Raw genomic sequence first — 12,208 nt, forward strand, 5'->3', positions numbered from 1 at the left:
CGCGCATCTTGCGCGCCTTGGGCGGCCAGGGAAAGGGCGGGCGAGCGGGGATTCAGGACGCGATGGCGCGGGTGGTGCGCAGCGTGGTCTCGTAGCGCATTGGTGCCGTGGGTTGGCCAGCGCGCTTCCTGCAGCATTTCGCGCAGTGGTTATGCGGCGCCGCCGGCCGTTCAGGGCGCTCGTGAAGTGCCGCGCGTCGATCTGTCGCTGACAGGCGTCGTCCGACCCTCATCCGCCCCTGCGGGGTACCTTCCCCCGGAAAGGGGGCCATGGTCCCGAGGGAAGAAGGGAGGCGCTTAGCCCCTCTCCCGTCGGGAGAGGGGGTGGGGTGAGGGTCCGGCGCGAAGCGACTCGCGTAGTTTGGGTGTACGAGGCTTCGCCCGCACCCTCATCCGGCCCTTCGGGCCACCTTCTCCCAAGGGGAGAAGGGAACAGCTAGCAACTCTCCCTCGGGGAGAGGGGTTGGGGTGAGGGTCCGGCGCGAAGCGACTCGCGTAGTTTGGGTGTACGAGGCTTCGCCCGCACCCTCATCCGGCCCTTCGGGCCACCTTCTCCCAAGGGGAGAAGGGAACAGCTAGCAACTCTCCCTCGGGGAGAGGGGTTGGGGTGAGGGTCCGGCGCGAAGCGACTCGCGTAGTTTGGGTGTACGAGGCTGCGCCCGCACCCTCATCCGGCCCTTCGGGCCACCTTCTCCCAAGGGGAGAAGGGAACAGCTAGCCCCTCTCCCCCCGGGAGAGGGGTTGGGGTGAGGGTACGGCGCGCGAAGCGCTCACGTTGCTCCATCGCGCCATTGCCGCCAGACGCCGACACGGCGGAAGACACGCGTGCCGCGCTGAAGAGCAGCGCCTCAGGCACGCAGGATCTCGCCGCTGGCGGCGTCGCGGATCGGGGTGGGTTGGGCCAGGCCGCCGGTGTCGCCGTCGAGCAGGCCATCGAGCTCTTTCAGCACCAGCGGGTCCAGCTCGCTCCGCTGTCGCGCCGGCGGCTCGCCGCCGCGGTTGGCGCTGGTCGACACCAGGGCGCCGCCCCAGGCGCGGCACAGCGCGGCCACCAGCGGATGTGCGCTGATCCGCACGGCGATGCCCTGGTGCGCGCCGGTGACCCACGGCGGCGCGTGCGCAGCGGCGGGCAGGATCCAGGTGTGCGGCCCAGGCCAGCTGGCCAGCACCGCGGCCAGCCGGTCCGCTGGCAACGCGGACAGGTCCAGCAGCGGGCGCAGCGGATCCAGTTCGGCGGCGACCACGATCAGGCCCTTGTCCACCGGGCGCTGCTTGATCCGCAGCAGGCGGGTCACGGCGGTCTCGTCGTGCGGATCGCAGCCCAGGCCCCACACGGCTTCGGTGGGATAGGCGATCACGCCGCCCTGGCGCAGGACGGCGACGGCATGGCTCAGCGACAGGTCGGTCATGCGCGCATCATGCGGCACGTCCTCGTCTAAGGACAATGAGGGTCGGATGGGCGGGACTCGGGATTTTTCGCAAGTCTCCGGCCGTGCCGCCATTCTGTGGGAGAGGGGCGGCCCCGACACCTTGCCGATAACGCGTCGGGGCTGAAGCCCCTCCCACAGACAGCCGCGGTGGCGCGGTTCTTCAGGCGCTGAGAGACGCCGTGGGCACCGCGAGAAGACGGCTCAGCGGCCGTGCTCGTACTATCCGAGGTGGCGCATTGGGCCACCCTCGGTCATCCGCAGAGCGGCTCAGCCGCCCTTGGCCACCGTCTTCTTGACGGCTTTCTTCACCGCTTTCTTGGCGGTCTTCTTCGCGGCCTTCTTGACCACCTTCTTCGCCGCCGGCTTGGCCGGGGCATCGGTGGCGGCCTTCTTCGCCGCGCCCTTCTTCGGCGCGGCTTCCTTCTTGGTGGCGGCCTTCTTGGCGCCGAAGCCCTTGCGCACCGGCTTGCCGGTTTCCTCCAGCAGCTTCTGCACTTCGTCCAGGCTCAGCGAGGCCGGTTCGCGATCCTTGGGGATCTTGCCGTTGAGCTTGCCGTCGCTGATGTACGGGCCGAAGCGGCCGTTCAGCACCTGGATGTCGCTGCCGGGGAATTCCTTGATGATGCGGTTGCGCGCGATCTCTTCCTTCTCCTCGATCAGGAACACCGCACGGGCCAGATCGATGGTGTAGGGGTCGTCTTCCTTCTTCAGCGAAGCGTAGACGCTGCCGCGCTTGGCGAACGGGCCGAAGCGGCCGATGCCGACGCTGACCTCCTCGCCCTTGTCCTGGCCGAGGCTGCGCGGCATCAGGAACAGCTCCAGCGCCTCCTCCAGGGTGATGGTGTGCATGCTCTGGCCGGGCCGCAGCGAGGCGAACTTGGGCTTGTCCTCGGCGTCCTCGGCGGTGCTGCCGATCGCCGCATACGGCCCGAAGCGGCCCAGGCGCACGCTCACCGGCTTGCCGGTCTTGGGGTCGGTGCCGAGCTCGCGCGCACCGCTGGCTTCGGCGCGGTCGACCGATTCCTTCTTGTCCTCGACCAGTTCCTTGAACGGCTCCCAGAACCGCGACATCAGCGGGATCCACTCCTCCTCGCCGCGCGAGACCGCGTCCAGCTCGTCCTCGAGCTTGGCGGTGAAGTCGTAGTCCACGTACTGGGTGAAATGGCTGGACAGGAACTTGGAGACTGCGCGGCCGACGTCGGACGGGCGGAAGCTGCGGCCCTCCATCTCCACGTACTTGCGGAACAGCAGGGTCTGGATGATCGAGGCGTAGGTCGAGGGACGGCCGATGCCGTACTCTTCCAGCGCCTTCACCAGCGCCGCTTCGGTGTAGCGCGGCGGCGGCTGGGTGAAGTGCTGCTCAGCCAGGATGCGTTCCAGCGGCACCCGGTCGCCGGGCTTCATCGCCGGCAGCTTGCGGCCCTCGTCCTCGTCCTCGGCGCTCTTGTTGTCCTTGCCTTCCTCGTACACGGCCAGGAAGCCGGGCACCACCACGGTGGTGCCGCTGGCGCGGAACACGTGCTCGCTGCCGGCCGACAGGTCCACGCTCACGGTGTTGAGCGTGGCCGGAATCATCTGGCAGGCCACCGCACGCTTCCAGATCAGCTCGTACAGCTTGCGCTCGTCGTCGGTCAGGAAGCGGGCGACCTGCGACGGGGTGCGCAGCGCCGAGGTCGGGCGCACCGCTTCGTGCGCTTCCTGGGCGTTCTTGGACTTGGTCTGGTAGGTGTTGGGCTGGTCCGGCAGCGAGGCGATGCCGTAGTCGCGGGCAATCACGTCGCGGATCTCGGCCAGCGCGTCCTGCGACAGGTTGACCGAGTCGGTACGCATGTACGAGATCAGGCCGACCGTGCCTTCGTCGCCGATCGCCACGCCTTCGTACAGCTTCTGCGCCACCTGCATGGTCTTGCGGGTGGTGAAGCCGAGCTTGCGCGAGGCTTCCTGCTGCAGGGTCGAGGTGGTGAACGGCGGCGCCGGGCGGCGCTTGCGCTCCTTGCTGGCCACGTCGGTGACGTGCAGCGCGCCCTGCGCGGCCTGCTGGATGCGCAGGCGCGCGGCCTCGGCGGTGTCGCCGTCGGTGATGGTGAACTGCTCGAACTTCTGCCCGTCGAGCTTGATCAGCTTGGCGTTGAAGTGCTGCGAGGGATGCGCGCAGTCGGCGGCGATGGACCAGTACTCGCGGGCGACGAAGGCTTCGATCTCCTCCTCGCGCTCGACGATCATGCGCAGCGCCGGCGACTGCACGCGGCCGGCGGACAGGCCGCGCTGCACCTTGCGCCACAGCACCGGCGACAGGTTGAAGCCGACCAGGTAGTCCAGCGCGCGCCGCGCCTGCTGCGCGTCGACCAGGTCGCCGGCGATCTGCCGCGGCTGCGCCATCGCTTCCTTGATCGCGCGCGGGGTGATCTCGGTGAACACCACCCGGTGCAGCGGCTTGCCCTTGAGCAGCCCGCGCTCCTGCAGGATCTCGGCGATGTGCCAGCTGATCGCCTCGCCCTCGCGGTCCGGGTCGGTCGCCAGGTAGATGTCTTCGGCCGCCTTGGCCGCCTTGGCGATGGCTTCCACGTGCTTCTCGTTCTTGTCGATCAGCGCGTAGCGCATCGCGAAGCCGTCGTCCGGATCCACCGCGCCTTCCTTCGGGATGAGGTCGCGCACGTGCCCATACGAGGCCAGGACGTGGAAATCCTTGCCGAGGTATTTGTTGATCGTCTTGGCCTTGGCGGGCGATTCGACGATGAGCAGGTGCTTGGACATGGCGGGTCGGGCTTCGATGGGCGTGGGCGGACGCCCTGGGGGCGGTAGGGTGGCGCAATTGCTCCGGTTAGTGAAGCGTTGCGGTCTCGCAGAGAAGCCGACGCCCGGGGCGGAACCCCCGGGCGTTCAGCAACGGCGCTTATTTATTAGTGGACATGTCCGGCGCCCGCTGTCAAGCCGACGCCGGCCGGACGGGCCGCCGCGCGGCCCCCGGAGGCCGCCGGACTCAGTGCCAGCCGCCCTTGGCGGCCATGCCGATCGCCAGGATCACCACCAGCAGCGAGGCCGCGGCCAGCAGGCCGAACAGCGACAGAATCACCACAGTGACCGTGCCCAGCTTGCGCTGCTGCCACTCCGGGTGGTCGGTGTAGGCCCACTTGTCCACCACCAGGGTGTCGCAGAGCATGTCGTGCAGGGCCTGCTTGCGCTCGGTGAAGGCCGCCATCAGGTAGCCGATGCCCACGGTCAGGCCGCTCAGCATGAAGCCGAAATAGCGGCCGATGCCGCGGGCGACGGTGATGCGGCTGCCATCGGTGCGCACCACCTTGATGCCGACCGCCATCTTGCCCAGCGTGGCCTGCTTGGTGGAGGCGTGGAACAGGCCGTAGTACAGGGCCGAGATCGCCAGCGGCACCAGGTACATCATCAGCAGCATGATGATGCCGGCGGCGGAGGTGAAGTTGGGCTCGCTGCCGACGCGGTTGACCCCCATGAAACCGAGGATCACCACGAACTGGATCACGTTGGAGACGATGCCGACCAGGAACGCGTCGATCAGGTAGGCGGCCACGCGCTTCCAGAACCCGGCCTGCACCACTTCGCCGCCGCCGACCACCCGCGTGCCGCTGTCCAGCATGGCGCTGGGCGCCGCGTAGGGCGACGCCGCCACGGCGGGCGCGGTCCAGGCGTCGGGCACGGCCGGGGGAGGGGCGGGCGGCGGCACGTCCGTACCGATCTCCGAGGGGGGCAGCGCAGGTGCCGGGGGAGGCGCCTGGGCCAGGCCGAGCTCGTCGACGAACTCGGCCAGGGTGCGCCATTCGCTCAGGCCTTCGCGCCAGACCAGGGTGGACAGCCCGATCTCGCTGCGCTGGAAGCGCTGTTGCAGGTCGGCGGCCGCCAGCGGGCCATGGCGCTGCTGCGCCGCATCGGCGTAGTACCACTCAGTCATTCTGTTCCCCGGGAGTTGCAGTCGAAAACGGTGCGCCGGTCAGCCGCCGCGGCAGTGGACCGGCAGGACGCGATCGTCCAGGTCGGAACTGCAGTTCCAGGCGGACGTGCGCTCATCGTAGTCCAGCCACAGCGCTTTGCCATCCAGGCGCTTGGTGCCGGGCAGGTGCAGCGTGGCTTCCAGGCCGCAGTGGCCGTTGTCGAAGCGGCCGATCCGCACTTGCGCGATGGCGTCGCCGGCATAGCTCTGCGGCGTCCCGAAGCCGGTGTCGCCGTTCACTGGACAACGGTGCTCCTGCGCCGTGAATGCGCCGATCTGGTCCTTCAGCGGCGCCAGGGTGCCGAGCGCCTGCGCGACCTTCGCGCGTGCCAGGTAGTCCTGATAGGCAGGCAAGGCGATCGCCGCGCCGATACCGAGGAAGGCCACCAGCAGCACGCCGGCGACGGCGCCGACGATGGCCATGATCGCGCAGCCGGACAGGCCGCTGCGTGGCGGGGCAGCGGCGGGGCCTGCGGGAGCGGCCGCCTGGAGGGTCGGCGGCAACGGCGGCGGGGTGGGGGCGTCGGGCAGGCCCAGTTCGGCGGCGAGCGCATGCAGCGGCCGCCACTCCGGCAGGCCTTCGCGCCAGACCAGGGTGTCGCGCTGCAGGCGGCCGTCGTGCAGGCGCTCCAGCAGGGCCGACGCCGGCAACGGCCCATGCCGCTCGCGGGCGGCATCGACGTAATACCAGACCGCCAATGGGGAGGTGTCTTCGTGCATCCGTGCGCGACCGTCAGCGGCTCAGTGGACCGGCTCCGGCTCGTCGACGAACATCTGCGTTTCCATCCACGCGTACGCCGCCTCGGCACCGGGTTGATTGAACAGCACCATCAGCACCACCCACTTCAGGTCGTCCAGGTCCAGTTCGTCCTGGTCCAGGGCCATGGCCCGGTCCAGCACCAGCTCGCGCTGGTCGCTGTCGAGGATGCCGTGCTGCTCCAGGAACAGCAGGAAGCCGCGGCACTCCACGTCGAGCTTGTCCAGTTCCGGGCCGTGGTAGATGCGGATCGGACCGTCGATGCGCGGCTGCGCCACGGCCGGGCGCTGGTCTGCCAGGGCGTCGAGCCAGTCGAACGCCTTGCTGATCTCGGTGGGGCTGAAACCGGCCTGGATCAGGCCATTCTGGAGGGAGTCGCGATCGCGGACCGGATCCGCGTCTTCGCTGAAATAGTGTTCGAACAGGTACAGCAGGACATCCAGAATGCTCTCTTTCATTGCCCCTCGGCCTGCGTCGCGAGACGCTGTGGAGGTGAAGAAACTAGGGTTTGCGGGTGTAACGACCGCGTTCGACCGCCACGTAGCCATCCAGTTCCATGGCCAGCAGCATGGAGGACGCCGCTGCGGCCGTCAATCCGCTGCGTGCGATGACTGAATCCATACAGATGGGGTCGTGGCCCAGCGCCTGCCACAAGCGCTGGTAGTCGGGGTCGGAGAAGGCCGGCGTGGCGCCGCGCGCGGTGCTGGCTCCCTGTGTGGGGGCGTTCAGGCGCCCGCGCAAGGCGTCGGCCAGTTCGGCGGCCAGTGGGGCGACGCCGGCCACGACCTCCTCGGCGCGTTCCACCAGCCCGGCGCCGTCGCGGATCAGTCGATGGCAGCCGCGTGCCAGCGGGTTGTGGATCGAGCCGGGCAGGGCGAACACCTCGCGCCCGGCCTCCGCCGCCAGCCGCGCCGTGATCAGCGCGCCGGAGCGGGTGGCGGCCTCGATCACCAGGGTCGCCAGGCTCAGTCCGGCGATGATGCGGTTGCGCGCCGGGAAGTGGCCCGCCCGCGCCGGGGTGCCGGGCGGATGCTCGCTGACCACCGCGCCGCGTTCGACGATCTGGTCGCGCAGGGCGGCATGCTGGCGCGGATAGGCCAGGTCGGGGCCGGTGCCGACCACCGCCACGGTCCGTCCGTCGGCGCGCGACAGTGCCGCCCGGTGCGCGGCGGCATCCACGCCGCTGGCCATGCCGCTGGTCACCGCGAAGCCGGCCGTGGCCAGGGCCAGGGCGAAGCCGTAGGCGTTGTCGCGGCCGCCTGCGCTGGGTGCGCGGCTGCCGACCACGGCCACCGCCGGATGCCACAGCGCCATGGGATCGCCGTCCACGTACAGCGCCAGCGGCGGGTTGGGCGTGCGCCGCAGCAGGGCGGGGTAGTCGGGATCGTGGCAACCGAGCAGGTGCCGGCCCGGCTGCGCCAGCCAGCGTTCGGCGGTGTCCAGGGCTGCGCGATCGGGACGCTGCAGTGCGGCGATCTGCGGCACGTCCAGACCGGCGGCATGCCAGGCGGCGGGACCGGCGGCCAGCGCCGCAGCCGGGCTGCCATGCCGCTCCAGCAACTGCCGGCGCGGGGCGCTGGCGCCGCCAGCCAGCGACAGGAGCAGCAGGGCCGGATCGGCGGGTGCGTCGAAGGAGGTGGCAGCCGAACGGGACATGCGCCCAGGCTAGGCCGCAGACGCAGACGGCGCCCTCGGGCGCCGTCTGCAATCGCTGTAGGGGGACTCCCCGGTGGCGGGTCAGCGCGCGTCCGGATGCTTGACGTCGTAGCCGATCCGGGTCGGCTTGATGCCGTCCATCACCAGCGCGTAGCTGACCTTGTCGAAGGTGCGGAACACCATCGCGTGCGCGGCGTACTCGTCCGGCAGCGCCACCGTGGTGCCGCTGCCGCCGGTGAAGCCGTCGTCGGCGCGCGAGGTATTGGGGTGACGCACGCGGTCGTTGACCCGGGTGCCATGGCGCCACAGCGACACCACCGTGCCGTTGTCGATGCCTTCGCGGCGGCCGCCGGAGATGGCGATCACGTCGCGCGGACCGGCCGCGCTGAACGCGTCGGCCACCGCCAGCACCCGCAGGCCGGCGGCCAGCGCCTGCTCGGATGGCGGATGCGGCACGAACTGCAGGTCGTAGGGCTGCGCCTCGACCGGGATCAGGCGGTCGCCGGCGCGCACTTCGCGGGCGTTGTCCTGCAGCAGCAGGGCGGTGGCCTGGCGGCCGTCGGGGGAGACCCGGGCGACGGTGCCGATGTTGACCTGGGCCAGTTCGTAGCCGAGGGTCTCGCGGCGCTTGTCCGGCGGCACGAAGGTCTGCCACAGGTTGCCGCTGCCGGGGGTGCTGCGGCCTTCGGCGTTGAGGTCGTCGCTGAGCTTGGGCAGCAGGTAGCGCACGGTCGGACGGACCACGGCGTAGCGCTGCCCGGCCTGGGCCTGGCCGAGACCGACCGCGTAGACCAGTTGCCCGTCGGTGGCGCGCAGGCGGTTGTCTTCGGTGCCGACCACGTAGGGCAGGTCGTCGATGCGATCGACCACGCGCAGGTTCTTCAGGAACGGCTCCACCTGCGCCAGCGGGATCGCGTCGATCGGCGCGTCCTGGCGCGGGCCCGGCTTGACCTCGGCGTGCGCCACACGGTCCAGGTAGGCCAGGCTCAGCACGTCGCCGGGGTAGATCAGGTGCGGGTTGTGCACCTGCGGATTGGCCTGCCAGATCTCCGGCCACAGCCAGGGCTTGCCGAGGAAACGCCCGGCGATGTCCCACAGGGTATCGCCCTTGCGCACCACGTAGGTGTCGGGGTGTTCGGCAGCCATGCTGGCGGAAGCAGCGTAGGTCGCCACGGTGAGCATCGCCACGGCGACGACCGTACGGAGTCGATTGAACATGAGCGCGGAGCCTGATTCCCCAACAGGTTGGCGCACTATAGTGCAGAACCCTGGTGCGGGCGCAAGCGCCGGGCGCAGAAACGGGTAGAATTCGCAGGCCTTGCCGAATCGTCCGGCGCCCCCATCTTGGGTACCGCTATGGCCCTGCTCCCCATTCTCGAATTCCCCGACCCGCGCCTGCGCACCAAGGCGGTGCCGGTCGACGCCGCCGAGGTCACCTCCGCGGCCTTCCAACGCCTGCTCGACGACATGTTCGAGACCATGTACGACGCGCCCGGCATCGGCCTGGCCGCCAGCCAGGTGGACGTGCACAAGCGCTTCATGGTCATCGACGTCAGCGAGGAGAAGAACGCACCGCAGGTGTTCATCAACCCGCAGATCGTGCAGCGCGACGGCGAACAGGTGTACCAGGAGGGCTGTCTCTCGGTCCCCGGCATCTACGCCGACGTGACCCGCGCCGACGCCATCACCGTGCGCTACCTGGACCGCCAGGGCCAGCCGCAGGAACTGAGCACCGACGGCCTGCTGGCGGTGTGCGTGCAGCACGAGATGGACCACCTCGACGGCAAGCTGTTCGTCGACTACCTGTCCCCGCTCAAGCGCGAAATGGTGCGCAAGAAGCTGGCCAAGGCGCGCAAGCACGTGGCCTGACGGCCGGGATTCGGGAGTCGGGATTGGGGATTCGCCAGAGCGAATCACTCCCTTCCGGCCGCCGATCCCACCGTTGCGAATCCCCAATCCCCAATCCCGAATCTCCACCCAATGAAACTCGTCTTCGCCGGTACGCCGGACTTCGCCGTGCCGTCGTTGCGCGCGGCTGCGCAGCGCCATGAAGTGGTCGCGGTCTACACCCAGCCGGACCGGCCCGCCGGGCGCGGCCGTGGGCTGACCCCATCGCCGGTCAAGCTGGAGGCGGTGGCGCGCGGCATCCCGGTGCTGCAGCCGCAGACGCTGCGTTCGCCGGAGACGCTGCAGGCGCTGCGCGCGCTGCAGCCGGACCTGATCGTGGTGGTGGCCTACGGGCTGATCCTGCCCAAGGCGGTGCTGGAGATCCCGACCCACGGCTGCTGGAACGTGCATGCCTCGCTGCTGCCGCGCTGGCGCGGCGCCGCGCCGATCCAGCGCGCGATCGAGGCCGGCGACAGCGAGACCGGGGTGTGCCTGATGCAGATGGAAGCGGGGCTGGATACCGGCCCGGTGCTGTTGTCGCAGCGGACCCCGATCGGCGCCGACGAGACCGGCGGGCAGTTGCACGACCGCCTGGCCGCGCTCGGCGCGCAGGTACTGGCCGACGGCCTGGGCCTGCTGCGCGCCGGTCTGCGCCCGGTGGCGCAGCCGCAACCGGAGGCCGGCGTCACCTACGCGCACAAGCTGGACAAGGCGCAGGCGCGGCTGGACTGGCAGCAGCCGGCGGCGCAGCTGGCGCGGCAGGTGCGCGCCTTCGATCCGTGGCCGGTCGCCGAGGCGATGCTGGCCGGCGAGCGGGTGCGGGTGCACGGTGCGATCGCGCTGGACCTGGCCCACGGGCAGCAGCCGGGCACGGTGCTGACCGCGTCCAAGCAGGGCATCGACATCGCCTGCGGCCAGGGCGCGCTGCGCCTGCGCGTGCTGCAGCGCGACGGCGGCAAGGCGATCACCGCTGCCGACTACCTCAACGCACGGCGCGACCTGCCGGTCCTGGCGTAAGGCGTCGGCATGCCTGCGTACGCTGTGTCGGGCCTGGCAGGCGCGTCTGTAGGCGCATCCTCGCCGGGGCGTGGACGCGCGTCCACTGCTGCCCCGCGCCTGCGCACCATCCGCGCGGGCGACCACTGTGCGGCATGCGCCCGAAGCGGCGGCCCGGCCTGGAGCGCACGCCGATGACCGCGACGCCCAACGCTGCGTGGCCGCCGGGCGTGGCCCCGCGGGTGCTCGCCGCCCGCGTGCTGACCGCGGTGATCGACCGAGGCCGCTCGCTCAAGGCCGAACTGGCCGCGGCGTTGCCGACGTTGCCGGATCCGCGCGACCGCGCGCTGGTGGAGGCGATCTGCTTCGCCGTGCTGCGCCGCCGACCGGCCTACGAGGCCGCGCTGCGGATGTGGCTGCAGAAGCAGTTGCCGCAGCGCGACGCCGAACTGCGCGGCCTGCTGCTGGCCGGCTTCGCCCAGCTCGATGCGCTGGGCCTGGCGCCGCACGCGGCGCTGTCGGCGACGGTGGAGGCGGCGCGCGCGCTGGATCGGCCGCGCCAGGCCGGCCTGGTCAATGCGCTGCTGCGGCGCGCGCTGCGCGACGGGCTGCCGGCGGTCGCCGCCGACGCGGGCTGGCCGCTGTGGCTGCGCGATGCGCTGCGCGCCGACTGGCCGCAGCAGGTCGAGGCGATCTTCGCCGCCAGCCAGCAGCCGGCACCGCTGTGGCTGCGGGTCAACCGCCAGCGCGGCACCCGCGACGCCTACCTGCAGGAACTGGCCGCGGCCGGTGTCGCCGCGCAGGCCTCGCCGCTGCTGGCCGATGCGATCCGGCTGGAGACGCCGCTGGCGGTGGGGGCCTTGCCGGGGTTCGCCGAGGGGCGCGTGTCGGTGCAGGACGGCGCGGCACAGCAGGTCGCCGACGTGCTGGCGCCGACGCCGGGCGCGCGCGTGCTCGACGCCTGCGCGGCGCCCGGCGGCAAGTCCGCGCACCTGCTCGAACGCGATCCCAGTCTGCGCCTGACCGCGCTGGACGTGGATGCGCGCCGTCTGGCGCGGGTCGGCGAGACCTTCGCGCGCACCGGCGCCGGCGCGCAGGCACAGTTGCAGGTCGCCGATGCGGCGCAGCCGCAGGACTGGTGGGACAGGGTGCCGTTCGACGCGGTGCTGCTCGACGCGCCGTGTTCGGCCACCGGCATCGTGCGCCGCCAGCCGGACGTGCTGCTGCACCGCCGCCGCGAGGACGTGGTGGCGCTGCAGGCGCTGCAGGCGCGCCTGCTCGACGCCGCCTGGCAGGTGCTGCGGCCGGGCGGGGTGCTGGTCTACGCCACCTGTTCGCTGCTGCAGGACGAGAACGCGCGGCAGGTGCAGGCCTTGCTGGCGCGGCAGCCTGATGCAGCGCTGGAGGACCCGGGCGAAGCCTGCGGGCATGCCTCCGGCGGCGGTCGCCAGCGCTTCCCCGGCGAGCAGGACTGCGACGGTTTCTACTACGCGCGGTTCCGCAAGACGGCATGAACCGGCGC

At 71.0% G+C, this 12,208-nt stretch carries 10 protein-coding genes; 3 read left to right on the forward strand and 7 right to left on the reverse strand.

Translation table 11 applies throughout. The annotated features are described in order from the left end of the window. Positions 1 to 847: 847 nt before the first annotated feature. The 7 genes from tsaC to AC1PK7_RS03320 all read right to left on the reverse strand — a co-directional run bounded on the left by tsaC (position 848) and on the right by AC1PK7_RS03320 (position 9,021). Positions 848 to 1,408, reverse strand: a complete 561-nt coding sequence (gene tsaC / locus AC1PK7_RS03290; RefSeq protein WP_420008885.1) for an L-threonylcarbamoyladenylate synthase type 1 TsaC — start codon at positions 1,406 to 1,408, stop codon at positions 848 to 850. 288 nt (positions 1,409 to 1,696) lie between these two features. After that, a complete protein-coding gene (locus AC1PK7_RS03295) occupies positions 1,697 to 4,183 on the reverse strand; it encodes a DNA topoisomerase I (RefSeq protein WP_481099863.1) in 2,487 nt (828 codons plus the stop codon). Between the two features lie 226 nt (positions 4,184 to 4,409). Further along, entirely contained in the window at positions 4,410 to 5,351 is a 942-nt protein-coding gene (locus tag AC1PK7_RS03300) for an RDD family protein (protein ID WP_481099864.1), read from the reverse strand. A gap of 39 nt (positions 5,352 to 5,390) precedes the next feature. Beyond that, the gene (locus AC1PK7_RS03305; RefSeq protein WP_481099865.1) at positions 5,391 to 6,110 is read right to left on the reverse strand and encodes a pilin; all 720 of its coding nucleotides are present in this window, start codon (positions 6,108 to 6,110) and stop codon (positions 5,391 to 5,393) included. 21 nt (positions 6,111 to 6,131) lie between these two features. Further along, on the reverse strand, positions 6,132 to 6,605 hold the full coding sequence (locus AC1PK7_RS03310; protein ID WP_010340686.1) for a DUF494 family protein: 474 nt from the start codon (positions 6,603 to 6,605) through the stop codon (positions 6,132 to 6,134). A gap of 43 nt (positions 6,606 to 6,648) precedes the next feature. Beyond that, positions 6,649 to 7,803 (reverse strand): DNA-processing protein DprA, encoded by a 1,155-nt coding sequence (dprA, locus tag AC1PK7_RS03315; protein ID WP_481099866.1) that lies wholly within the window; start codon positions 7,801 to 7,803, stop codon positions 6,649 to 6,651. Between the two features lie 81 nt (positions 7,804 to 7,884). Continuing rightward, the gene (locus AC1PK7_RS03320; RefSeq protein WP_209231056.1) at positions 7,885 to 9,021 is read right to left on the reverse strand and encodes a LysM peptidoglycan-binding domain-containing protein; all 1,137 of its coding nucleotides are present in this window, start codon (positions 9,019 to 9,021) and stop codon (positions 7,885 to 7,887) included. Positions 9,022 to 9,159: 138 nt separating this feature from the next. Between AC1PK7_RS03320 and def the strand changes: the two genes are divergently transcribed. From def to rsmB, 3 genes are all read left to right on the forward strand, one after another. Further along, entirely contained in the window at positions 9,160 to 9,672 is a 513-nt protein-coding gene (gene def, locus AC1PK7_RS03325; protein ID WP_010340689.1) for a peptide deformylase, read from the forward strand. A gap of 111 nt (positions 9,673 to 9,783) precedes the next feature. Then, positions 9,784 to 10,707: a methionyl-tRNA formyltransferase gene (fmt, locus tag AC1PK7_RS03330; protein WP_481099867.1), complete on the forward strand. Its 924-nt coding sequence runs from the start codon at positions 9,784 to 9,786 to the stop codon at positions 10,705 to 10,707. A gap of 173 nt (positions 10,708 to 10,880) precedes the next feature. Next, positions 10,881 to 12,200, forward strand: coding sequence for a 16S rRNA (cytosine(967)-C(5))-methyltransferase RsmB (gene rsmB, locus AC1PK7_RS03335; protein ID WP_481099868.1), 1,320 nt, complete (start codon positions 10,881 to 10,883; stop codon positions 12,198 to 12,200). The last annotated feature ends 8 nt before the right edge of the window (positions 12,201 to 12,208 follow it).

This window comes from Xanthomonas sp. NCPPB 3174, from assembly GCF_056725205.1.